The organism is Pseudoalteromonas sp. AS84 (assembly GCF_038900255.1).
In the GTDB taxonomy this organism is placed as follows: domain Bacteria; phylum Pseudomonadota; class Gammaproteobacteria; order Enterobacterales; family Alteromonadaceae; genus Pseudoalteromonas.
This window is the reverse complement of the sequence record NZ_JBBMQY010000001.1, coordinates 138954-163153: the sequence shown is the minus strand read 5'-3', so window position 1 is coordinate 163153 and position 24200 is coordinate 138954. Positions and strand designations below refer to the sequence as shown.

Sequence of the window (24200 nt, the reverse complement as noted above, 5' to 3'; positions counted from 1 at the left end):
AAAATTTCGTTATTTAGTTGTTCTATATCAGAAATTTTTAACACAGTTAGCGTCAGGTTTAAGCCCTCAAATTGATCAAGTATTATTGCGGATTGGTATTCATCACTACCACTGTATTTCTTGTACTATATTACCCAGTGGGCTTTTAACGCCCACTAAATTTATATTGTTATTTTGCAAGCTCACCAACTTACTCTTATCTAAATACCATCTAAAACTGTGTTTCCTGTAGCTTTTTAAGTCAAGCACAGTCAGTTTTGAGCAACTGTATTCATAATCAGTTGGGCAAGTGCCTACTTCAAGTAATTGATATTCTTGCTGCCATATATTGTCGCTGTATTTATTGGCAAGTAACTTTGCTGAAATACATACCGACGTCCACAACCATAAGTAAATTAAAATAGGCAAAAACAGTGGTATAAATGCGCTGCGGAACTTCCCATGCACATCAATATAATCTTTGACCGTATGTTTAAATTCAAAGTTACTATTATACTTTTTATATAAGTGCCTAAATAAAACTACCGACAGCACTATCGTCATTATAGGAAATAACGTAAACGTTAAAGTGTCGTACATACCACTGGGGATAAAAGCGGGATCGGCTTGTTCATCCCATGCAAGTAAAGCAAGTGGGGGAGCCGTTGCTAAAAATAGCAGAGCGCTATTGAATAGTTGTTTAAAGGTCACAGGTTATCCGCTTATAAAGTGTTGCTTTGTATAAAGCCTCAATTAGCTCTTAAATGCTAAAACCAATGTAAAATAAGAGTATACCTAAATAAATTGCAATCGCCGATAATGCGTTTTTAGAGCGCAGGCGTTTAGCTATATCGCGTGTACCATCAACCATGCCGGAAACTACCAGCAATAAGCCTCCTGTAAATCGGTAGTTGTTTAAGTTCACGTTACCATTTTCATCAGTTATAAAGCGTAAATAACCAAAAAGTATAAAAAGGCTGCCCGCTATTAGTAGTGCAATTTTAAAGTTTTCCAAGGCTTTTCCATAATATTGAGTTAGATATTAAAACGCCACTGAGTCTAGCTAGTATAATTTTACTATATTTCGAATTCAAATTTTGCCTAAATCCATTAAATGTCCTCATTATGTCGCTATATTAGGCGTATATACGCTAAAGCTTGATTTATATTGTGCATTAGCAAGTACACCTTAGTTATATGTTGGGTAAGCTGTTAAGATGCGCCGTCTTAATAATGTAGAAAGGTTATAGAAGTAACATGTCAAAATTTTTCTTTATGGGTAAGCCCGACATAATGGGTAAAAATAACAGTAATGGATTTGCGCCAAATCGTACCGCAAAGGTAGGCACAGAGTTACACCCGTTAACGCTAATTGTAAACTCAGCTGAACGACAATCAGAAATAGAAGCCATACTAGAAGAGCATTCGCTGTTTGCTTCAATTGAAGTTAAAGCAGACGTACCAGAAGATATTCGCGAACTAGACTTTGCGCTTAGTAAATCCACACCACAAGTATTTGATAAAGTACCAGAGCGTAACGCACCTTGTGTATGTGGTAGTGGCAAAAAATATAAAAAGTGTTGCGGTTAGTTTCTTAACAACTAAATATGTAGCCTTTCTTTTTTATCGGTATTAAATAAAAATGCCACAGGATTTTGAACCTGTGGCATTTTTTAATGTTAACCAATTATATGTTTAACTACTTACGAGGCTCGTAATCAATTCTAAATATCACGGTGTACAGTACCGGCACTACAATTAGAGTCAAAATTGTAGCAAAGCCCAAACCAAACATAATTGTTACCGCCATTGACTGGAAGAACACGTCAAATAACAGCGGAATCATACCCAAAATAGTAGTTATAGCTGCCATTGCAACTGGTCGTACACGGCTCACACCAGAGTCAAACACGGCTTCATAGGGCGATTTACCTTCCCTTAATTCAAGGTTTATTTGATCAACTAATACAATACCGTTTTTAATTAGCATACCGCTTAAGCTTAACAAACCAAGTAGCCCCATAAAGCTAAACGGCGCATTCATCGCTAATAAGCCTGCACTTACACCAATTATAGCCAAAGGCACAGTTGCCCAAATAACAAGTGGCTGTTTGAGCGAGTTAAAAAGTAATACGGTAACTGCAAACATAGCTAAATAACCCAGTGGTAATGAGCCAAATATTGCTTTTTGAGCATCGCTTGATGACTCATATTCGCCGCCCCATTCAAGTTGGTAACCACGTGGTAGTTCCATGTTCTCTATTGGGCCGCGAATACGTGCAAATAATTTAGCGGGTGTTTCATCCCCTAATACATTGTGATCGGCCATTACTGTAATAGTTCGTTTGCGATCGCGTCGCATTATTAAGCTGTCTTCCCACTGCACATCAAATTCGTCTACAACTTGGGTCACTGGTATAAATACACCAAGAACTGGGCTGTATATTTGAAGGTCGTGTACGCTTTCTACGTTTAAGCGCTCGTTAGCAGGAGAGCGAGCAATAATAGGTAGTAACTGTGTACCATCGCGATATACGCCCACTTGTTTACCCGATAAGCTCGTTAGCAACACATTATCTAAGTCTGATTTACTAATACCTAATCGACGTGCTTTTTGCTCGTTAAACTGCGGGCGAATCATTTTGGTACGTGCGCGCCAGTCATCACGAATATTATATGCGCCTTCGTCTTCACCAATCAGCTCTTCGGCTTTAGCGGCGAGTTGTCTTAAAACAACAGGATCAGGGCCCGAAAAACGCGCTTCTATTTTTGCATCAGTAGAAGGGCCAATTTCCATCGGTTTAATTTTAAGCTGTGCAGAGAGTGCATGATTGCTTGAGTAATCACGCACTGTTTGCATTACAGTTGCTACGGCTTCTCTGTCGGCAACACGAATAATTAATTGCCCATACGCGGGATATGATTTTTCAGGCGCGTAGGTAAGCATAAAGCGCGGTGCACCTTGGCCTGTAGTACTTGTCACTTCTTCAACAAGGTCTTCTTTTTGCAAAAACTCTTCAAGTTTTTTAACGCCCTCAAGGGTTGAGCGAATATCAGAGCCTTGCTCTTGCCAATAATCTACATAAAACATAGGTGTATTAGAGGCAGGAAAAAACGACTGTTTTACAGAGCCAAAACCAACAACCGCAGTACACAGCAAAACAACCATTAATATAAGCGTGGTTTTTCTAAAGTGCAGCGCTAAATCTAAAATCGCTTTGTAACCATTAAAAATAAAACCTTTGTACGGGTCTTCATCTTCTTGGCCTTCTTCGTTTTTAAATTCGTTTTCTTTAAACATTAAATTGGCAAAAAATGGCGTTAATGTTATGGCTGTTATCCAGCTTAATAAAAGCGAAATAAACAACACCCAAAACAAGCTACCGGCAAATTCACCACTGGCATCAGAGCTTAAACCAATTGGCGCAAAGGCAGTGACTGCAATTACTGTTGCACCTAGTAAAGGCCATTTTGTTTGCTCAACAATATTAACAGCCGCTTTGAGTTTTGTTTGGCCACGTTTGAGGTTTATAAGTATGCCTTCGGTGACGACTATTGCGTTATCAACCAGCATACCAAGAGCAATAATAAGTGCTCCAAGCGATATACGTTGCAAGTCGATAGCAAACAACTTCATAAATATAAACGTACCCAGTACGGTAAGCAGTAAAATACCACCAATTAAAATGCCGCTTTTTAGACCCATAAATAACAGTAGTACAACAATAACAATCGCAATGGCTTCAAGTAAGCTGATAATAAAACCATCAACCGATTTTTGAACCTCTTGTGGTTGGTTGTATACAGAATTTATGTCAATACCATGAGGGCGTTGATATTCAAGTGATGCTAAATGCTCATCTATGTTTTTACCCACATCAACCACGTTAACACCCGACATAAACGATACGCCAATAAGTAAAGCTTGCTGAGAGTTATAACGAATAATGTTATTTGGTACTTCTGCGTACTCTCTGTAAACCTTTGCTACATCGCCTAAGTAAATAAGCTCATTGGCACCTGATTTTGAAATTAATAAGGTTTCGAGCTCTTTTACATCTTTAAATTCGCCAGTAGGGTGCAAGCGAATTGACTCATCGCCCACGCGAATTTTACCCGCGTTAGATACCGTGTTTTGCGATTGTAATAACTGGAATATATGGCTTGGCGCAATACCTAATTGAGCAAGTTTACGCGTAGAAACTTCAACCATTACTTGCGCTTGTTGTTGCCCCGCAACGGTTACTTTACTAACGCCTTTAACCAATACCAGCTCACGCTTTAAAAAATCGACGTAATCTTTAAGCTCATCATACGAGTAGCCATCACCGGTTACCGAATACATAACACCGTAAACATCGGCAAAGTCATCCAAAATAGTACTAGGATAAACACCACTGGGTAACGACGGAGAAAGGTCGTTAATTTTACGACGCATTTCATCCCAAATTTGGCGAAGCTGCTCTTTACGATAATTGCTTTTCATCTCTACTGAAATTTGTGATTTACCGTTAGATGAAATAGACGTAACGTAATCAACATAAGGGAGTTGCTGAATCGCGTTTTCAATAGGAAAAGTAACTTCTTCTTCAACTTGCTGCGGCGAAGCGCCAGGGTACATGGTAATAACCATGGCTTTTTTAAGCGTAAACTCAGGGTCTTCTAGTTGCCCTAAATCAAAGTACGAAACACTACCGCCAATTAATAGCAGCAGCGTAAACATCCAACTGATTACTTTTTTCTCTATGGAGAGTTGTGCAAAGCTCATAATTATAAGCCTCGCTCTTTATTCCATGCTCTTACTTTCATGCCTTCTTTTAGTGAATGCACACCGGCTGAAACTACAATTTGGCCTTCTTTAATACCACTTAACACTTCAATACCATCGCGGTGCAACTGGCCAACCTTTACAGCTTGTTTATGCACTTGGCTAGTTTTTGAATTAAAAAGCCATACGTAGGCGTTATCTTCAATTGATTCTTGCGGCTCAGAAAACACCGACTCGATAGGTAGTATTGTGTAGGCAACTTGTGAGCGCGTTACTTTGCTTAAATCAATAAGCACACTACCCGTCATACCTGCGAGTAAATTAAAGTCCTCAGGTACTGGTAGCGAAAATACAACTTTATAAGTAAGTGTTGCAGGATCTGCTTGGGTATCCCACTCTTTAATATCAAGTATGTACTCTTTATCGTCAAAGCCATCAAACTTTACAGTAGGGTGGTAATCGGTGCCTTTTTTAAAGCGAGCGACTATTTTTTCAGGAACCTGAATTTCTACGTCCATTAAATCGCGTGTTTCTAAGCGTAATATATTTTGCTTTGCTTGAATATTTTCAAAGTTTTTAACAAACACCTTAGCGACAGTGCCTGAAAATGGCGCGCGTAGCTCGCTGTACTCAAGGTTTGTTTGTGCAATTTTAAATGCAGACTCAGCAATTTGCATATTGGCAGTGGCTTCATCTAATTCTGATTGGCTGGTGATTTTTTTCTCAAACAATTGCTCAATTCGGCCAAGTTGTGATTTTGCCAGCTCAAAGCGTGCTTTACGTTCGTCAAACTGTAACTGAAAATCTTCTGGGTCTAGTTTTGCTAATAAATCACCTTTTTCAACGTGTTCACCAGCAAGCACAGGAAACTTAACAAGTTCGCCGTTTACCCTAAATGCAAGGTAAGAGCCTTGGTTTGCAACAACTTCAGCAGGAAAACTACGAATGTTAATTTGCGTATCATGACCTATGTTGAATAATTTAACAGGGCGAATAGGCTCTTCTTTAACTTGTTGTTCTGGCTCAGAACAGGCTATTAAGCTAAGTAAGGTCGTTGTTAATAAACATAGACGAAAGAGTTTCATGTCTTCTCCGTTGCAATGATGGCAAAATAATTAAGTGCAGCATACGCTGCAAACATATAAAATAAAAATCATTAAATTTTAGAAACTCAATAAGTTTTACTTATAATGTTGCAGAGCGGTATATGAAGCTGAATCAATTAATAATTTTAGATGCCATAGTGCAAAGCGCAAGCTTAAGCGGAGCAGCACTAAAGCTACATAAAACGCAGCCCGCGCTTACTCTCGCCATTAAAAATTTAGAAGCCAAAATAGGATTTGAGTTACTAGACAGAAGTAAATACCGATTACAGCTCACTGAAAAAGGGCGTATTTTTCACCGCGAAGCGAAGCAGCTCCTGCATGCCAACGACGAGCTGGCACAACTTGCTGAAGAATTAGCATTAGGCAATGAGCCTCAATTTAGAATTTGTTACGAACAACTGTGCCATATGCAAAGTTACAATGAGATCATAAGTAATACTTTTAGGTTGTTTACTAGTACCGAATTTAGCTTAACAAGCGGAAAACGCTTTATTTCATTAGAGCAAGTAAACAGTGGGCAAGCCGAATTAGGCATTGGCCCGTGGTTTGACTTATTTCATGCAACAGGCGACTTAGAAAGTGTACCAATTGGCAAGCTTGCTATTGGCATTGTAAGCGCTAAAGGCGTACTTCCTCAAAGGCTCACCTATAGCGAACTGCAAACGTATCCGTGTTTAGCCATGTTTGAAAGTGACTTGAGTATCGACAGCGACAGGCTATCGTACTCAAAAGGCTCCGCCATGATGAAAATTGATGATGTATCGACCTTAAAATCGTTTTTACTCTCAGGTGCTGGTTGGGCAATGATGAGCCTAGAGCACTGCGACTCTGAAATAAAAGCAGGCTTACTTCAAGAAATACACATAACTGACCGAGAGCATAAGTTTAGCGCGCAAATTAGAGCCTTTAGGCAACATGCAATGCACCACGGCCCTGTAGCGCGTACTATTTGGGAGCAATTTAAAGTACTTAGTGAGGCGTATTTAAATGAACGCTGATATTGATAAAGAAACACTTATTTATACTGTTATCGCAGGCATACCAATAGGCAAAGTAGCAAGCTATGGGCAAGTTGCTGCGCTTGCGGGCTATCCGCAAAACTCACGCTTGGTGGGGCGCTTATTAAAAGTGATGCCAAACGACTCAGTTATACCTTGGCACAGGGTAGTGAATAGCCAAGGTAAAATATCATTCCCTGCAGGTAGCGAAAAATACCAAGAACAACGCGAAAAGCTATTATCAGAAGGCGTATTGTTTAAAAACGACAAAGTGAATATGCGCGAGTGCCGGTGGGAGTGATATAACTATTATGGGCAGGTAATTGCCAATTGAGGACATTAAGATGTAACTCGTTTCTGCCCCATTATGAGTTTGCGCAACAGAATAGTGTGTTTTTCATTCAGGAATACGCCTACAATTACTAATGAGTGAGCTTGTAAAACAGCTTTCTGATTGATGTGTTCACATCAAGCTCTTAACCATACGACTCTCGTGAAATTGCAAGTATAAGCGGGTAAAAGTAGATATACCGATCCAGCTTCATGGTTCGGCTTCTTCTTGAAATACGACCAATGACAGAAGTGTTACACGCATAGTTTAACAGTTGATGTACACACTTAATCCGCAAGCAACTTTAGCGAGCTATTATGGTTAGATCGTCCAAGTGCATTTTTATCATTGAGGTAAACCAAGCTCTGCTTGCTTTCGCTTGCTTAGCGCTGAGGAAACTATTCGATAGGATTCAGACAGGTAATACTTCAGCTCTTCATCAAGCGTTCCGTCGGTATCGGTTTGCTGGATCCATTTCATCCCTCGACTAGCAAAGTATGGAGCAGGGCGGTAGCCATCATGGTTACACAAAAACTCATAATTCAGGTTCGATGCTTTGAATGTGTATGCTGCCGTGCCTCCTTTTAAAGTAAAGCCAATCGCATACACCTTTCCTCCCACCTTCCACACATGTGAGTTGTCCCATTGCATGACATAGGTTGAGGATTTTAAAGCTTCACAAAATTGATTGAATTCATCGTGTTTCATACCCCTGTATTCCTTATCTGATGCTTTTTAAGCTACTTAGCTCACTTTAGCTACATTGGCTTTATAAGTGAAAAGGCGAAAGCTTTTAAGAAGCGGACTTTCCTAAAATCAGAGACATAACTGGGATCCCCGTTATTTTTGAACTTCCGATTATGTAGATTGTGGCAGCGAGCAGATCCATTAATGAAATAGGAATAAATGCCATTGGCGCGATACCAAGCAGAGCGGCATAGCTGACAACGAAGAAGCCGAAAAGTCGAACAAGGCCATTCCAGACAATAATTGGAGCACGTCTAGGTAAATCTGAGACAGCCCAAAGTAATGCTGCCCCGATACATATTAAGAACGAAGCGAGCACAAGAGTAACAATGAATGAACTTGGCTTAGGAGAAAGAAGCTCAGGGATCATTATCCCAATCGCGATAGGAAAATTAAAAATGGCGGTAATTTGTACAAACTTCTTAAACATATCTCTACTCAATCATTTGAATGTATCGGTTGACTAGGATTTATTTTGTAGTGATCAGTAAGTAATGTCAATATTTTTTAGCGATTACTACAAAATAGGTTTCACCCCTTATCCTCGTTGCAAATCAATCACACAGACTGCATGAAGAATTCGCTTATGCTCTGTCATTTACCAGAACAACAAAAAAAGAGTTTGCCCACTTACAACAAGACTCAAACGGCGATACTCACCATCACAATAAGCGGCACAAACTCCTTTACCCTTTCTCTCCCCAATCAAATGAAAGGGTTGTTCGAAGTAATTCTGCATCGTTCACTAAAAAATATTTAGTTATAGCGTTGACATTACTTAGTGATCGATACGGAATGTTCACCCTGGCGTGGTTGCAACAGATATGGCGGATATTACTGGTTTAAGTGAAATGGCATCGTCACCACAATAGTATTACTGACCGCTGCTAGTCTGTATCGAATTGAGTGCGTAGTCCATGACCGATTCTGCAACTTGCTGTGACTCACCCGCTCGAATCTGAGTAGAAAGCCCATAAAGAACCGATAGCAGGTATTTTGTCTGCAGTTCTGCGGTCTCAGACTCAGTTATTACACCCTCAGACTCGATCAAGGTAGTGATCAAGTTTTGGGTTTTCAATCCAAATTGATTGATGTACACCGTCGCTTCTTCAGGAAAGGCAACGCTGTCAGACTCATTGACGCTTTTTACTAATAAACACCCCAGCGGGGTATCAGCATCTGAAAACTCTTGAATCAACTCATAGAAACACGCTCGTAACCTTTCTATGAAAGGCGCGTCTGAAGGCTCTGTGATATGGCGATAACACGGGTCACTATATTGCGTGATGTAATGCACGATCACTTCTTTGAATAGCTTCTCTTTGTTGCCAAAAGCGGCATACAAGCTAGGCGTATTGATCCCAAGCTCTGAGGTTAGATGCGCCACAGATGTAGCTGCATAACCGTTGTTCCAAAATATGCGCATTGCCTTATCGAGTGCGATCTCTCTGTCAAACGCTCTTTTTCTTCCGGCCATTACCGATGGTGCTCCTACCTAAAGTATATTGATCGATAACTATTTTGTAGTATTCACTAAAAAATGTCAATTTCGTTGTTGACTTGCTTTATCGATCGGTACAGAATGCATCCATACAATATGTATCGATCACTACAAAACATTAATGACCGTGCAGACGATTTTATGAATACTAACCAATCTGTAGGAAAAAATAATGACGATTAAAGCATTAAGAACACCAGAAGAACGTTTTTCAGTACTCCCTGCGTTTCCTTATCAACCTAATTATGTTGATGATCTCGGCGGATATGAATCGCTGCGAATGGCGTATATTGATGAAGGTGATAAAGACTCGGAATACACGTTTCTTTGTTTGCACGGTGAACCAACATGGAGTTATCTATATCGTAAAATGATCCCAGTTTTTACTGATGCAGGTCATCGTGTTGTTGCCCCTGATTTATTCGGCTTTGGCCGCTCAGATAAGCCTATTGAAGACTCTGTGTACAACTTTGAGTTCCACAGAAACAGTCTAATTCAATTAATTGAACACTTAGATCTTAAAAATATTGTGCTGGTTTGTCAGGATTGGGGCGGGTGCCTTGGTTTGACGATACCAATGGATATGCAAGATCGTTTCAAAAAACTTATTGTGATGAACACTACTATCTCAAATGGTGAACCGCTGGCCGAAGCCGCAGTACAGTGGATGGCTTTTAATGAAACAATTTCAGAATTACCAGTAGCAGGGCTAGTCGCATGTGATGCTGGCGCAGCTGTCAATGTGATGGATGCAATTGCGTATGACGCGCCATTCCCTGACAAAAACTACAAAGTTGGCGTGAAACGATTCCCACAAATGATCCCAACGAATGCAGATGATGATGCGGTGAAGTATGGACTTCGTGCGATTGAGTTCTGGTCAAATGAATGGAGCGGTGAAAGCTTTATGGCGATAGGAATGAAAGATGCTGTCTTAGGTGAGGCCGCCATGATGCAACTAAAAACGGTGATCAAAGGTTGCCCTGAACCAATGAAAATTGAAGAAGCGGGTCACTTTGTTCAAGAGTATGGAGTTGAAATAGCAGAGCAAGCTCTTGCTTCATTTACTATGAGTTAGTTGTACTCATTCAAACCTGACAGTTGTCTATAACTCGACTCGGCATCTGTCAGGTGATATCTGAAAACCAACCTCTATATATTTATCCTATCCCCAATGAATAAAGTCTTGATCATAAGCATTTCCTCTGTTGCAGATCATAAAGTTTCGCCAGCGAGCAGTGTGTATGCAGATACTAAATTTGCCGTTCGTGCAATTAGTCAGGGGCTACGTATGGAGGTGGGTCGTAATATTCGCACAACTGTCATCTCACCTGGACTCATTGATTCTGAACTTAAACATGGCACCTCAGAAGCAACGAGCTCTCAATTTGTGAATGAGGTGTATAACGATGCCATTTCAGCGACGTCTATCGCTAATGCTGTCACTTATGTGATTGAACAGCCTAACGATGTTGATGTTAACGAGATTGTATTGCGCCCTACAGTACAAGAATTTTAACTGGCACTAACAGTATGTGCGGTCGATATGACGTGTGTCGACCATGATCTGTTGTAATGGATGAGTAATTTTGGACACCTGATTAGAGGTTTGCAATACCTTAGGTAATCCATGGGCTGCTAATTTAGAAGAAGTACTGACGCAGTTCTGTCCAAGAATGAGTTTATCTGACCGTCTGCTTCTCGCTCAAACCAGACCATTCTAATTGGCTTTACCTGCCTAATAAACATAATTACTAATTGAAATATAATGGCAAACACACCCAGCAATAACAAATAAGTGCCAGATAGCGTGGCTAAATTGGGTGCTTTTAGCGCTGTAAAATAATGTACCTAAACTATAAAAAATACCGCCGGCAAGTAGCCAGTAAAGTGCTTTTACATCAACACTTGAATAAAGCGGATATACAATAGCCAGTGCAAACCAACCCATGAGCAAGTAGGTGGCGAGTGATATTTTTTTATTACCGTTTTTTACAAATACTTTGTACGCAACGCCTGCTAGTGCTACCGCCCAAATAAATGTAAGTGTTGCCCATGACCAAGCACCGGATAATGAGATTAATAAAAAGGGAGTGTAGGTGCCAGCAATTAATAAGTATATGGCGCAGTGATCGCACTTTTTATAAAAGGCTCTTAAGCGCGGTTGAATACTGGCGTGGTACAAAGTGGACGACAAAAACAGCACAAATAGGCTGCTGCCATAAATTGCAGTACTAACATACGCTTTAGTGCTAGTGGCTTGGCTAAATAAATCCCACATAACTAACGCGGCAAATATAATACCGAGTGCATGGCTGATTACGTTTAATTTCTCTTCTTTACGGGAATAAGGTGCTTCTAACGACATAACTGTTCCTACCACTATTGGAATTAATTTCAGTGTACAACTGTACGCTGAAATTTTCAATCTTAGCTGTGAGTAATACTAAATAACTTTATTTGATACGCTACTTTAGCTTTTACTTGATTTTAAAGAGAATTAATTCACTATGTTGGTGTCTAGTGTAATACATATTACGAGCTGAAATAACCATGAAACAAGATCTAAAAGCTGCTTTACTTACCGCCATTGTTTATCCTGGAGCGGGGCATTTCTCTTTAAAAAAACACCTAATAGGCGCTATTTTTGCGGGTGCGTTTACTGTTTTTTTAATTTTAACCTTTCAAGATATATTTGCGATTGCACAGTGTACTGCAAATGAAATTGTACATGGAAAAATCCCCATGTCGGTTACGGCCATTTTAAAAGCCGCGCAACAACCTTCCGACGCCTGCGCTAAACTCGCTGAATATAAGTATGTACCTTTAATGATTATAATTTGGGTGCTGAGCATGATGGATGCATACCGTTTGGGCAGAAAAGTACTTCCCACAAAAAAATAAGCCAATTAATTAGAGCTAGGTTTGGTTGGCTTATTAATTGCCTCCCTAATATTTATTCCTGATATTTAGCTATTATTAATGGCGGTAATAATTATTATTACCGCCTTTTCATTTTTATATATATTTTTTGTAACCGAGATTTTTTGCCTGCATCATGTAAACATCGTGTAAATGCCTGTATATACCCAGTAAAATCCTCAAACCTCGTTAAATTGCTCATTTGTTGATATTTAGTTAATTAAAATCCTTCTCCTTGTACCTTTTTATTCATTTAATGTTAATAAATAAATGGTACTTTCTGCTCGCCAAATTAACTTTTTTTAGCTATTAAGTATTGGTTTGGTATCAATTTATTACGTCAAGCAATGACGACTGATAATTTCAATTTAAGGAAATACAATGAATAACAGTTCAAATAATCACAAAAGAAAGGATTTTAAAGTGGCGAGCTTATCGTTAGCTTTATTATTAGGATGCTCAACAATGGCCAATGCCGCTGTTGAGAAGTTAACGGTGAGTGGGAACCAAATTCTTGCGGGTGGAGAAAACACAAGCTTTGCAGGACCTAGCCTATTTTGGAGTAATACGGGGTGGGGCGCTGAAAAATTTTACACCGCAGAAACAGTAGCAAAGGCAAAAACTGAATTTAATGCAACATTAATACGTGCAGCTATTGGCCATGGTACGAGTACCGGTGGTAGTTTGAACTTTGATTGGGAGGGCAATATGAGCCGTCTTGATACTGTTGTAAACGCAGCTATTAGCGAAGATATGTACGTTATTATTGATTTTCATAGCCATGAAGCACATACCGATCAAGCAACTGCAATTCGCTTTTTTGAAGACGTAGCGACCAAATATGGGCAGTACGACAATGTTATTTATGAAATTTATAACGAGCCGTTACAAATTTCGTGGGTTAACGATATTAAGCCTTACGCAGAAACAGTTATTGATAAAATTAGAGCAATCGACCCTGATAACTTAATTGTGGTTGGTACGCCTACGTGGTCACAAGATGTGGATGTGGCATCACAAAACCCGATAGATCGCGCCAATATTGCTTACACTCTGCATTTTTATGCTGGCACGCATGGCCAATCGTATCGAAATAAAGCACAAACTGCACTCGATAACGGTATTGCACTATTCGCCACAGAGTGGGGAACAGTTAATGCTGATGGTAATGGTGGTGTTAATATTAATGAAACCGATGCATGGATGGCATTTTTTAAAACAAACAATATTAGCCACGCTAACTGGGCTTTAAACGATAAAAACGAAGGTGCATCGTTATTTACTCCAGGCGGTAGTTGGAATTCACTAACCGCGTCAGGCACTAAAGTTAAAGAGATCATTCAAGGTTGGAGTGGTAGTACGGTTGCTTTAGACTCTGATGGCGATGGTATAAGTGACAGCCTTGATCAGTGCGATAACACTCCCGCAGGTACAACGGTTGATAGTATTGGTTGTGTAGTAACTGACAGCGATGGTGATGGTATTAGCGATAGTGTTGATCAATGCCCTAATACACCTGCAGGTGAAACTGTTAATAATGTAGGTTGTGTTGTTGAAGTAGTTGAACCACAAAGCGATGTGGATAACGATGGTGTGAATGATGATATTGATCAGTGCCCAGATACACCCACTGGTACAAGTGTTGATACAAATGGATGCAGTGTTGTAAGTTCAACCGATTGTAATGGTATTAATACATACCCTAATTGGGTGAACAAAGATTACTCAGGTGGTCCGTTTACTCACAATAACACCGACGATAAAATGCAATATCAAGGCAATGCATACAGCGCAAATTGGTATACAAATAGCCTTCCAGGCAGTGATGCTTCGTGGACACTTCTTTATACTTGTAATTAAGCACGTTTGATAAAATATACGAAGAAGGTAAATAATACATTTACCTTCTTTTTAAAAGTATTAGCCTTTATAAACACTTTGATGCTGGTTAACTATGTTATAGCTTGGGGAGTTTATGTTATCTATATAACGCCAATCGGTTGTAATTTGCTCTTTAGTAATCGTCAGTAACATATATCCACGGTGTGATAAGTCACAATAGTTTAAGTCGTTTATTAGCAATGAAAGCGAGTCAGCCATTTGCTTTGCTTGTGCTGTATTAAGCGCTAAATAATGCTCCATACCCGGGGATGTAACACCTGGTGTTGCAAACTCTACTCCTACGCTTTCGCCTTTTGCATTTTTTAATGTGCCATGCCACGCATTGTGCGTATCACCTGCAACCACTACTAACTTTTTATTTAATGCAGTAACGCTTTTGTATAATGCTTCGCGCTCGCTTGGGTAACCATCCCACGCATCTAAATTGTAAGGCATTAAAGTATTTACGCGTGCAAGTTGCGCGGGTGTTACCGCTTTATTTGCTAACACGGCTTTTTTAATGGCAACAAGCTCTTTTAATACCTGGGGTATTTTAGTGCGATCGGATTGCGAGAATATTTCAGTAGGTAGCCACATTTTAGTCATCAATACTTGCTGGCCTAATATTTGCCACTTTGCATTCGATTTAGTTATTGCACTCGTAAGCCAGTTAAGTTGTGTGTTACCTAGTAACTGCCTTTTTGGATTATTTAAATCACTGGCAAAGCGAGCAACATCCATTTGTTTGGTCTCTAGGTTTTTATAGTCGCTGTAAGCGAGTTGTTTATCGCGTGCTATTACGCGAGTATCTAGCATGTGTAAGCTTATTAAATTTCCAAAATCGAAGGTACGGTATATTTGCGGGCTTTGCTCGCCCATGGGTGGTCTAATTGGCAGCCATTCGTAATACGCTTGAATAGCTGCTGCGCGGCGCTTAAAAAAGTCACCTTCATCAGGGGTATGATTTTCAGCACCATCTTTGTATGTATCATTCGCAATTTCATGATCATCCCATATTGCAATAAAAGGCGCTGCAGCGTGAAGTGCTTGAAGGCCTTGGTCTGTTCTGTAAATTGCATAACGTTTGCGGTAGTCGTTAAGGGTGATAATTTCACCGCTGTTATCGGCTGCTAATTGTCGACCAATCTTTTCAGCATTTTCGGTAGCGTATCCACCCATCGGGTATTCGTAAATATAATCTCCCAAATGTAGCACTACATCTAAACCTTCTTGCTTAGCGATATCAGTGTATGCATTAAAGTACCCAGCAGGGTAGTTTGAGCACGACACAACAGCCATTTTTAGTTGTTCAACATTGTTTATTGGTAGTGTTTTAGCTCGGCCAATTGGGCTTTGTGTATTCAACCCCATAAAACGATAAAAGTACTCTGTGTTTGGAGTAAGGTCTTGCACATCTATTTTTATTGTAAAGTCGCGGCTTTTATCTGTTTGTTCTCGCCCGCTGCGAATAATGTTTTTAAATTGAGAATCACTTGCCAACTCCCAGGCAACAGTAGCTTCAAAATTTGATTGAGCAGTGGTTGCGCGTGTCCAAATAATTAAAGCATTACTAAGCGGGTCGCCACTCGCTACACCGTGTTTAAATTCAATAGCCGATAGAGGTTTGTTTATTAATGTTTGAGCACAACCTGTAATGGCACTCGATACTGCGACGGTAAATATACTTGCTGCTGAGGTTTTTAAAAAATTTCGACGTGATGAAAGAGTCATACTGCACTTTTTTAATTATTAATAGTGGTGCGCACTTTAACGATTAGATATGACGTTTTTATAAACGCTAAATGTATTTAGTGTGACGGTATTAATACATTAAAACCCTTTTATTTATTAACTAAAAAGTAGTCAAAAAATTAAATTAAATGGTTAAATTAACGAGGGATGAATTTTTTAAATTAAAGTGATGCGTTTAAAGTTTTTTAATTACAACTGGTTAAGATTTATTTTTATGTTGGCACAACCCTTGAGTATATAACTACGTCTAAACAATACACAAACAAGGAATACCATTATGAAACATTCAATTAAAATCGCTATGGCAAGTTTATTAGTATTAGGTTCTGCGCAAGTACACGCAACAGAAGTGGACCTAGATGTAACTGATATATTAACTCAAAGTGTAGCAAGCTATGTTAAGCAAACCACAATCGAGCTTGAAAAATCACTAAAGGAAACGCTTTATTTTGATGCTAAATCTGTTTTAGAGGGTTTATTAGATGAGCCCGTTTTAACAGATAGCACAGCGCTTAAAAATACTGACGCTAGCGTTAAAAACGTAAAATAAACCACTTAAAGGATTAAAACGATGAGCAGTGAACTTGGATTATTTGCATTAATGTTAGCACCCGTAGTCAGTATGATTAGCGCTTATTACTCGGTTCAAGTGTTTAAAGCTATGGGAGGTTGGTTTAATCTTTAGCCAATTATATAGCTGGTAATTAATTCGATTCATACAAAGCTGATCGACTTAGCAAAAGCGCACGTAAATAAAGGCAGAGTGTTTGAAATAAGTAGACTTTATGAAACGTGCGATTTTTCCATTACCCATTTTTATGTTACCTGAAGGTTATACGCGATTACGCATATTTGAGCCTCGCTATTTAAATATGGTTAAAACCGCATTAAAAAATAATACAGGGTTTGTGCTTTGTACGTTTGAGCATGACACGCCTTTTAATATAAGCGCGCAAGGTTGCCTTGTTGATATTATTGATTTTGACCAAGACGATAACGATGTATTATTAATTGATGTATTTGCATCGCAAAACGTGCAAATTAATGATGTTTATCAAGACGAAGACGAATTACGTCATGGCTTGGTATCGCCTTGTAATACACCGTATTGGTACAAAGATTCTAACAACCAAATTGGTGAACATTACCTATTACACGACGCGCTTAAAAATGTGTTTCAAGGTAATCCGGAACTTAATTTGTTGTACAAGAAAACTCATTTTGACAAGCTTCCCTGGATTGCAGCACGTTGGCTTGAACTCCTACCTGTTTCTATTGAGAAAAAACAGCAACTTGCGTTTGAAACGAATTTTGATAACTTACTGAATTTCCTCCATACTGTGATTAATAACGAATTTGCCTAAATTTTATGATCCTAAATTAATTATTGCCCGTATTACTTAATACAAAAGCAATAACGGGATAAATTATTATGGTAAGTCAACAACAGTCACCACGTTGTGAACCTAATACAGGTAAGTACACTGCCATGCCAGAAACGCCGAGTAAAGAGCTCATGCAAGCGCTTATAGATGTTGCGCAATCACGCGACAAAAAAGCGTTTTCTTATTTATTTGAATACTTTGCGCCAAAAATTAAACGCTTTGGAATAAAGCAGTTTGGTGTTGAAGCTCAAGCAATGGAGCTTGTGCAAGAAACGCTAACCTCTGTTTGGCGTAAAGCACATTTGTATCACAGTGATAAAGGTGCAGCGACTACGTGGGTTTATACCGTTATGCGTAACGCGTCGTTCGATATGCTTCGTAAGATGAAAAGTAATAAAGAAGAAAATATAAGCGAAGATATTTGGCCGTTACTAAACGACTCACAAGATACGCATCACGAATACAGTGATCATTTAGAAGATAAGCAAATTAAGCGCTATTTAAACAAATTACCAATTGCTCAACGCGAAGTGGTAAGAGGCGTTTATTTCCAAGACATGTCGCAAGAGCAACTTGCACATCAACTTAATATTCCAGTAGGCACGGTAAAATCACGGTTACGTTTGGCCTTGCAAAAATTACGTAATGAAATGGGAGATCAGCATGATTAAACATCACCCGAGTGAAACTTTACTGACACAGTATTGCGATGCATCACTTGCTACATCATTGAGTTTAGCCGTTTCTATTCACGTAGATATGTGCCCTGTGTGCCAAGCTAAAGTAGCTAAAATTGAAGCAAGTAATGCAAATGCATTATTTAGTGAAGAGCCTGCTCAATTTGAGAAATCTCAAACTGAGAAATCTGATTTACTTGAAGAATTTGAACTAAATGTACTTGATATGATCATGTCTGATGATTCTATTGATGAAGTTTACGAAGTAGAGCCTGTATCGATTAAAGTGAATGAGCATAACTATCAACTTCCACGTGCTTTAACACGTATTTCTCATAGTAAGTTTACACAAGTTGGTAAGTTAGCTCGTTCTCGCGTTGCATTAGATGACGGTGCGCTGCGTTCTAGCTTGCTACATATTGATGCTGGCGGCGAAATTCCTGAGCACACACATACCGGATTTGAAGTTACTTTACTACTAGACGGTGAGTTTAGTGATGAAGATGGTAATTACGTACCAGGCGACTTTATTTGGCAAGATGGTAGTCATCAACATACACCTTTAACGAAAGATGGATGTTTATGCTTTACAGTTGTCAGTAGTGCGCTACATTTTAATAAGGGCTTCAGCAAGTTACTAAATCCAATAGGTAATTTGATTTACTAAGAGAATATATGCATACAGATATAATAAAAATTGGTATAAGCGCCTGCTTAGCAGGCGAAAAAGTTAGATTTGACACAGGACATAAAAAGTCAAATTTTTGTATGGATGAGCTAGGTAAACACGTTGAATACACGCGGTTTTGTCCGGAAGTAGCGGTAGGTTTACCAATACCCCGTCCAACTATTCGCCAGGTTAAAGTGGGCGATACTATTAAAGTATGCCGCCCAGATGGCACCGGTGAAGTAGGCCAGCAACTTACTGAATATGGTAAAAAAGTTGCAACTGAACAAGCTAAAGAACTAAGTGGATTTGTATTTTGTGCTAAAAGCCCAAGTTGCGGCATGGAGCGCATTAAAATTTACAATGAAGCAGGAACAGGTAACACCTCAGAAGGTGTTGGTTTTTTTGCTGAGCAAATAATGAAGCACAACCCATTATTGCCATGTGAAGAAAACGGACGTTTAAATGACATGCACTTACGTGAAAACTTTGTAATGAGAATTTACGTATTTAAAAACTGGCAAAAATTAGTACAAGAGCCGCTTACGGTTCATAAGCTTACTCAATTTCATTCTCAGTATAAGTACTTGTTGATGGCCCATAACTATCAAGCTTATCGTGATTTGGGTAACCTGTTAGGAACATATGTAGGTGACGATATAAGCGCAGTTGCTGATGAATATATTTTAGGTTTGATGACGGGTCTTAAAAAGCCAGCTTCTCGAAGAAATAACTGCAACACGCTAATGCATTTACAAGGTTACTTTAAAACATTTTTATCGAAGGTTGAAAAACAAGAACTTCGTGATGCAATAGATGAATATCGCGAAGGATTAGTGCCATTGTATGTACCACTTACTTTGCTAAAACATCATTTGAAGGTTCACCCAAATGAGTACCTTGAAAAACAAGTGTTTTTTAACCCTTACCCTCACGATTTAAAACTACGATTTGGTATTTAATGGATACATTATTTTGGTTTAGGCGCGATTTGCGCCTTTTTTATAACGAAGCGTTAATTCAAGCGCTAAATAATGGCGCTAAACACGCCATTTTTTTTGTGTCTGAAAAACAGTGGCAACAACACCAAGCTGCGCCTATTCAGATTGACTTACTCAAGCGCCGAGTTACTTATCTTCAATCTCAGCTTGCTGATTATGGCATTACCTTACATGTTATTGAAGCGCCTAGCTTTGTCGATTGTACGCGTGAGCTTATTGATTTCTGTAAATCAAACGATGTAAAACACGTAATTGCTAATACAGAATATGAGCTTAATGAAGTAAACCGCGATAAAGCAATTTTGCACGAATGCGATGAGCTTTCTATTACTTTTACTTTGTACGAAGGTGATTTGATTGCACCTGTTGGAACGGTTAAAAATCAAAGTAATGAAATGTATAAAGTGTTTACTCCATTTAAGCGAGCATGGCTAAAGCAGTATCAAGACACACATTTTAGTTTGCCTCAATGGCCTCTAACTTCTGATCCAATAAAATTTGATGAAAGCGACTTACTAAAAAGTGATGGATGCTCAGATAAGTGGCCGGTTGACGACGATACACTGTCTACCGTGGTCGATAACTTTATATGTGACAAGCTTACAAGCTACGACGATCAGCGTGATATACCCAGCGTAAAAGGCACATCAGGTTTAAGCCCGTATTTAGCATTGGGTATTGTAAGCACAAAACAGCTGCTTATTAATATTCAGCAGCGTTATCCTGATATTTTAACTACGTCAAAAAGTAAAACGTTTACGTGGATTAACGAGCTTGTTTGGCGCGAATTTTACAGGCATTTAATTGCTGAATTTCCAAAGCTTTCGCGCGGTGATAACTTTAACGAAAAGTATAATGCCGTAGTGTGGCGTAAAAGCGAAAATGAATTTACAGCATGGTGTGAAGGGCGAACAGGTTACCCGTTAGTGGATGCTGCAATGCTACAACTAAAGCAAACCGGTTGGATGCACAATCGTTTACGTATGGTTGTTGCGAGCTTTTTAACTAAGCATTTATTAATAGACTGGCGCGAAGGAGAGCGTTTTTTTATGCAGCACCTAATTGATGGTGATTTAGCCTCAAATAATGGTGGTTGGCAGTGGGCTGCAAGTACCGGCTGTGATGCTCAGCCTTACTTTAGAGTTTTTAACCCTATCAGACAAAGCGAGCGCTTTGATCCAACTGGCAAGTTTATCCGTAAGTATTTGCCAGAGCTTGAAAACGTGCCAGATAAACACATTCATTTTCCACACACTTATTTAGCCGCAATAGGTAAAGATAAGGAATGTTACTGGCCAGCAATAGTTGATCATAAAGCGGCACGAGAACGTGCACTTGCTGCATTTAAGGTGTGATATGGATAACCAGTTACCAGTAGATAAATTTGTTGAAATATACCAACAGCTTGATAGCACAAACCTTGATTTATTGAGTGATATTTACTGTGACAACATACAGTTTATAGACCCGATGCATGAAATTAATGGCATTGTAGAATTGCGCAGGTACTTTGCTAACTTATATAGCAATGTTAAGCATTGCCAGTTTGATATTAGTGATTCGTTTAATAGCGGAAACAATGCTTTTATTTATTGGACTATGCACTACGCACATCCAAAACTTTCATCAGGTAAAACTATCTCGGTAGAAGGTCATAGTAAGCTGATTTTTGAAAATGGCAAAATTATCAAGCACAGAGATTACTTTAATGTGGGCGAGTTGCTGTACAAACACATTCCTTTACTTGGTAGTGTTATAAAGCTAATTGATAAAAGGGCAGGTTAATTATGATCACACTAATTACGGGTGCTACTTCAGGTATTGGTGAGCAGTTAGCAATTAAATATGCGCAGTTGGGAGACACTGTTATAGCTTGTGGCCGTAATAGTGAAAAGCTCGCTGAGCTTGCTAAATACGACAATATTCAAGCATGTAAATTTGATGCAACTAATCTACATGACATTAAAGAGTCTACTATTGGCTTCCCTCATTTTGACCGTGTTATTTTAAACGCGGGTAACTGTGAATACATAGATGACGCGCGAAATTTTGATAGTGCATTGTTTGAGCGTGTAATTAATGTGAATTTACTCTCTATGGGGTATTGCCTTGAAGCGCTACTTCCTAAAATAAATTCAGGCGGCCAGCTTGTTTTAGTTAGCTCAAGTGTTACTTATCTTGCGCTACCTCGTTCAGAAGCTTATGGTGCATCAAAAGCGGGTGTAAGTTATTTAGCAAAAAGCTTAGCTGTTGATTTAGATGATGTTGATGTGACTTTAGTTCATCCAGGCTTTGTGAAAACTCCGCTCACTAATAAAAATGATTTCCCGATGCCTATGGCTGTTACCGCTGAAAAAGCAGCTGACTACATGATTAAGGGAATACATAAGCGCCGAAAAGATGTTCACTTTCCGTACCGTTTTACACTTATATTAAAAGCATTACGTATTTTACCACTCCCAATTTGGCTTAAAATCGCAAAAGGATTAGCCCGTTGAAAAAAATAGCAATAATAGGAACTGGTGTATCTGGTTTAACATGTGGGCATTTGCTTCACAAACATTACGATGTAACCGTATTTGAAAAAAATGATTATATAGGTGGCCACACTGCAACGGTTGACGTTGATGTGTGCGGCATAAAATACGCAATAGATACTGGCTTTATTGTATTTAACGACAGAACTTACCCATACTTTGAAAAGTTACTATCGCGTATTGGTGTAGATAAACAGACAACGCAAATGAGCTTTAGTGTTCATAATGAAGCCACTGGCTTTGAATACAATGGTCATACATTTACGAGCCTGTTTGCACAGCGACGTAATATTTTTAGACCTAAGTTTTGGCGATTATTGTACGACATTGTTAGGTTTAACAAACTGTGTAAAGCACTACATGAAAAAGATGATTACCAATCTGATCAATCATTAGGGCAGCTGCTTAGCGACAATCACTTTAATGACTTTTTTAAATACCATTATATCCTTCCGATGGGCGCGGCTATTTGGTCTACCAGCATTAAAGAAATGGAAAATGTAGGCGTTGAATTTTTTGTTAAGTTCTTTTTTAATCATGGCCTGTTAGACGTAACAAACAGACCACAGTGGTATGTAGTACCGGGTGGCTCTCGTCAATACATTAAGCCGCTGATAAGAGGCTTTGCCGATAAAATTAAACTCAATACAAACATCAAATCTGTTACGCGTCAAAATGATGAAGTAACAATAGAGTTTGCCAGTGGTGAGCAAAGTAAGTTTGATAAAGTAATATTTGCTTGTCATTCAGATCAGGCACTTGCACTACTTGGTGATGCGACTGAGCAAGAAGAGTCAGTATTGGGTGCAATAGCTTACACTGAGAATTCAGTGGTGCTGCACACCGATACAAACCTTTTACCAGATAGAAAAGCGGCATGGGCAAGTTGGAACTACCTACTTAATAACAACACTGATAAAGCAGCTGTTGTTACTTACCAAATGAATATTTTGCAAGGTATACAATCGGATACACAGTTTTGTGTAACGCTTAATCATCTTGAAGGAATAAGCCAAAGTAAAATTTTGCGCGAGTTTACTTATCATCACCCTGTATTTAACCAAGAGTCAATTGCTGCTCAAAAACTTAAACACAGTATTGATGGACAAAACAATAGTTATTTTTGTGGTGCTTATTGGTACAATGGCTTTCATGAAGATGGCGTACACAGTGGTGTAGATGTAGCCAAGCAACTTGGGGTCGAATTTGACTAGTGCAGTGTATTTAGGCGATGTAAAACATCGCCGTTTTGCTGTTAAAGAACATCGTTTTAGTTATCCATTGTATATGATGTGGGTAGACTTAAATAATCCTCAACAACTAAATGGTGTGCATAAACACATAGGTACGTCAGGATTAAAAGCGTTAAAATTTAATGAAGCTGATTATCTTAAAGGCACCTCACACCTTGCTAAACGACCTCTTATTGAGCGTGCGCATGAACAACTTGCCAATTTAGGTATTACCGAAACCTTTTCTCATATTTACATGCTAGGGCAATTTCGTTGTTTTGGTGTGTATTTTAGCCCTGTTAATTTTTATTTTTTTGGCCACAACGATACTCGTTTTAAGTATATGATTGCTGAAGTGAGTAATACACCATGGAACGAACGTCATTATTATTTAGTCCCTTTAGAAAAAAAAGTGAACTTTAAGAAGGTTTTTTCCGTATCACCTTTTATGAATCTGGATATGAACTATCATTGGCATGTTAAACAATCGCCTGATAAAACATTGATACACATTGAAAATAAGCGAAATGAAGAGTTATTATTTGATGCAACACTTCGTTTAAAACGTAAAGAACTCACTAACGAAGAGATTAATAAGTTGTTTAAACGTTTTCCGGCCATGACATGGTCTATTTTCAAAGGTATTTATTATCAAGCATTAAAGTTGTTTTTAAAACGAGTGCCTTTTTTAGGTCACTCAGGTAAGCCATAAAGCA

The 24200-nt window shown here is 38.9% G+C and carries 25 protein-coding genes and 1 pseudogene; 17 read left to right on the top strand and 9 right to left on the bottom strand.

Annotation, left to right across the window (positions count from 1 at the left end; all coding sequences use genetic code 11):
- Positions 1 to 105: 105 nt before the first annotated feature.
- Both WNY79_RS00685 and WNY79_RS00680 read right to left on the bottom strand, forming a co-directional pair.
- The gene (locus tag WNY79_RS00685) at positions 106 to 690 is read right to left on the bottom strand and encodes a hypothetical protein (RefSeq protein WP_294121888.1); all 585 of its coding nucleotides are present in this window, start codon (positions 688 to 690) and stop codon (positions 106 to 108) included.
- A gap of 49 nt (positions 691 to 739) precedes the next feature.
- Positions 740 to 994, bottom strand: coding sequence for a MetJ regulator of methionine regulon (locus WNY79_RS00680; RefSeq protein WP_165724056.1), 255 nt, complete (start codon positions 992 to 994; stop codon positions 740 to 742).
- 242 nt (positions 995 to 1236) lie between these two features.
- Here WNY79_RS00680 and WNY79_RS00675 point away from each other — a divergent pair, with 242 nt between their 5' ends.
- Positions 1237 to 1569, top strand: a complete 333-nt coding sequence (locus WNY79_RS00675; RefSeq protein ID WP_010552992.1) for a PBPRA1643 family SWIM/SEC-C metal-binding motif protein — start codon at positions 1237 to 1239, stop codon at positions 1567 to 1569.
- Positions 1570 to 1678: 109 nt separating this feature from the next.
- Here WNY79_RS00675 and WNY79_RS00670 read toward each other — a convergent pair whose 3' ends face one another.
- Together WNY79_RS00670 and WNY79_RS00665 are read right to left on the bottom strand one after the other, a co-directional pair.
- The gene (locus WNY79_RS00670) at positions 1679 to 4747 is read right to left on the bottom strand and encodes an efflux RND transporter permease subunit (protein ID WP_342874817.1); all 3069 of its coding nucleotides are present in this window, start codon (positions 4745 to 4747) and stop codon (positions 1679 to 1681) included.
- Positions 4748 to 4749: 2 nt separating this feature from the next.
- Positions 4750 to 5832 (bottom strand): efflux RND transporter periplasmic adaptor subunit, encoded by a 1083-nt coding sequence (locus WNY79_RS00665; protein WP_342874816.1) that lies wholly within the window; start codon positions 5830 to 5832, stop codon positions 4750 to 4752.
- 122 nt (positions 5833 to 5954) lie between these two features.
- Between WNY79_RS00665 and WNY79_RS00660 the strand changes: the two genes are divergently transcribed.
- Both WNY79_RS00660 and WNY79_RS00655 read left to right on the top strand, forming a co-directional pair.
- The gene (locus tag WNY79_RS00660; protein WP_342874815.1) at positions 5955 to 6851 is read left to right on the top strand and encodes a LysR family transcriptional regulator; all 897 of its coding nucleotides are present in this window, start codon (positions 5955 to 5957) and stop codon (positions 6849 to 6851) included.
- Positions 6841 to 7152 (top strand): MGMT family protein, encoded by a 312-nt coding sequence (locus WNY79_RS00655; protein ID WP_342874814.1) that lies wholly within the window; start codon positions 6841 to 6843, stop codon positions 7150 to 7152. Before WNY79_RS00660 ends, WNY79_RS00655 begins: the two co-directional genes overlap by 11 nt.
- Positions 7153 to 7527: 375 nt before the next feature.
- Here WNY79_RS00655 and WNY79_RS00650 read toward each other — a convergent pair whose 3' ends face one another.
- The 3 genes from WNY79_RS00650 to WNY79_RS00640 all read right to left on the bottom strand — a co-directional run bounded on the left by WNY79_RS00650 (position 7528) and on the right by WNY79_RS00640 (position 9406).
- On the bottom strand, positions 7528 to 7890 hold the full coding sequence (locus tag WNY79_RS00650; RefSeq protein ID WP_342874813.1) for an MmcQ/YjbR family DNA-binding protein: 363 nt from the start codon (positions 7888 to 7890) through the stop codon (positions 7528 to 7530).
- Positions 7891 to 7975: 85 nt separating this feature from the next.
- Positions 7976 to 8359, bottom strand: coding sequence for a hypothetical protein (locus WNY79_RS00645; RefSeq protein WP_248518971.1), 384 nt, complete (start codon positions 8357 to 8359; stop codon positions 7976 to 7978).
- A gap of 444 nt (positions 8360 to 8803) precedes the next feature.
- Positions 8804 to 9406: a TetR/AcrR family transcriptional regulator gene (locus WNY79_RS00640; RefSeq protein ID WP_294121949.1), complete on the bottom strand. Its 603-nt coding sequence runs from the start codon at positions 9404 to 9406 to the stop codon at positions 8804 to 8806.
- 196 nt (positions 9407 to 9602) lie between these two features.
- On the opposite strand from WNY79_RS00640, the gene WNY79_RS00635 reads away from it, so the two are divergent.
- Together WNY79_RS00635 and WNY79_RS00630 are read left to right on the top strand one after the other, a co-directional pair.
- Complete coding sequence (locus tag WNY79_RS00635) at positions 9603 to 10508, top strand: haloalkane dehalogenase (protein WP_342874812.1); 906 nt, start codon at positions 9603 to 9605, stop codon at positions 10506 to 10508.
- A gap of 114 nt (positions 10509 to 10622) precedes the next feature.
- Positions 10623 to 10949: pseudogene (locus WNY79_RS00630) on the top strand (SDR family NAD(P)-dependent oxidoreductase); the annotation flags it as partial.
- Between the two features lie 219 nt (positions 10950 to 11168).
- Here WNY79_RS00630 and WNY79_RS00625 read toward each other — a convergent pair.
- Positions 11169 to 11798, bottom strand: coding sequence for a hemolysin III family protein (locus WNY79_RS00625; protein ID WP_342874811.1), 630 nt, complete (start codon positions 11796 to 11798; stop codon positions 11169 to 11171).
- A 185-nt stretch (positions 11799 to 11983) separates the two neighbouring features.
- On the opposite strand from WNY79_RS00625, the gene WNY79_RS00620 reads away from it, so the two are divergent.
- Together WNY79_RS00620 and WNY79_RS00615 are read left to right on the top strand one after the other, a co-directional pair.
- Entirely contained in the window at positions 11984 to 12334 is a 351-nt protein-coding gene (locus WNY79_RS00620; RefSeq protein WP_342874810.1) for a hypothetical protein, read from the top strand.
- A gap of 399 nt (positions 12335 to 12733) precedes the next feature.
- Positions 12734 to 14212 (top strand): cellulase family glycosylhydrolase, encoded by a 1479-nt coding sequence (locus WNY79_RS00615; protein ID WP_342874809.1) that lies wholly within the window; start codon positions 12734 to 12736, stop codon positions 14210 to 14212.
- A 60-nt stretch (positions 14213 to 14272) separates the two neighbouring features.
- Here WNY79_RS00615 and WNY79_RS00610 read toward each other — a convergent pair whose 3' ends face one another.
- On the bottom strand, positions 14273 to 15964 hold the full coding sequence (locus tag WNY79_RS00610) for an alkaline phosphatase D family protein (RefSeq protein WP_342874808.1): 1692 nt from the start codon (positions 15962 to 15964) through the stop codon (positions 14273 to 14275).
- Positions 15965 to 16262: 298 nt separating this feature from the next.
- Here WNY79_RS00610 and WNY79_RS00605 point away from each other — a divergent pair, with 298 nt between their 5' ends.
- The 10 genes from WNY79_RS00605 to WNY79_RS00560 all read left to right on the top strand — a co-directional run bounded on the left by WNY79_RS00605 (position 16263) and on the right by WNY79_RS00560 (position 24196).
- The gene (locus WNY79_RS00605; protein ID WP_101216958.1) at positions 16263 to 16535 is read left to right on the top strand and encodes a hypothetical protein; all 273 of its coding nucleotides are present in this window, start codon (positions 16263 to 16265) and stop codon (positions 16533 to 16535) included.
- Between the two features lie 235 nt (positions 16536 to 16770).
- Positions 16771 to 17349, top strand: a complete 579-nt coding sequence (locus WNY79_RS00600; protein WP_024591092.1) for an LON peptidase substrate-binding domain-containing protein — start codon at positions 16771 to 16773, stop codon at positions 17347 to 17349.
- 68 nt (positions 17350 to 17417) lie between these two features.
- The gene (locus tag WNY79_RS00595; RefSeq protein ID WP_342874807.1) at positions 17418 to 18041 is read left to right on the top strand and encodes a sigma-70 family RNA polymerase sigma factor; all 624 of its coding nucleotides are present in this window, start codon (positions 17418 to 17420) and stop codon (positions 18039 to 18041) included.
- Positions 18034 to 18714 (top strand): ChrR family anti-sigma-E factor, encoded by a 681-nt coding sequence (locus WNY79_RS00590; protein WP_197185174.1) that lies wholly within the window; start codon positions 18034 to 18036, stop codon positions 18712 to 18714. The genes WNY79_RS00595 and WNY79_RS00590 overlap by 8 nt, the downstream gene beginning before the upstream one ends.
- Positions 18715 to 18722: 8 nt before the next feature.
- On the top strand, positions 18723 to 19676 hold the full coding sequence (locus tag WNY79_RS00585; RefSeq protein WP_076924725.1) for a DUF523 and DUF1722 domain-containing protein: 954 nt from the start codon (positions 18723 to 18725) through the stop codon (positions 19674 to 19676).
- Positions 19676 to 21070 (top strand): deoxyribodipyrimidine photo-lyase, encoded by a 1395-nt coding sequence (phrB, locus tag WNY79_RS00580; RefSeq protein ID WP_342874806.1) that lies wholly within the window; start codon positions 19676 to 19678, stop codon positions 21068 to 21070. The genes WNY79_RS00585 and phrB overlap by 1 nt, the downstream gene beginning before the upstream one ends.
- Before the next feature lies 1 nt (position 21071).
- Entirely contained in the window at positions 21072 to 21500 is a 429-nt protein-coding gene (locus tag WNY79_RS00575) for a nuclear transport factor 2 family protein (RefSeq protein ID WP_007580706.1), read from the top strand.
- 2 nt (positions 21501 to 21502) lie between these two features.
- Positions 21503 to 22213: an SDR family NAD(P)-dependent oxidoreductase gene (locus WNY79_RS00570; protein WP_024598112.1), complete on the top strand. Its 711-nt coding sequence runs from the start codon at positions 21503 to 21505 to the stop codon at positions 22211 to 22213.
- Complete coding sequence (locus WNY79_RS00565) at positions 22210 to 23466, top strand: FAD-dependent oxidoreductase (RefSeq protein WP_342874805.1); 1257 nt, start codon at positions 22210 to 22212, stop codon at positions 23464 to 23466. The genes WNY79_RS00570 and WNY79_RS00565 overlap by 4 nt, the downstream gene beginning before the upstream one ends.
- Entirely contained in the window at positions 23459 to 24196 is a 738-nt protein-coding gene (locus tag WNY79_RS00560) for a DUF1365 domain-containing protein (protein ID WP_342874804.1), read from the top strand. The genes WNY79_RS00565 and WNY79_RS00560 overlap by 8 nt, the downstream gene beginning before the upstream one ends.
- The last annotated feature ends 4 nt before the right edge of the window (positions 24197 to 24200 follow it).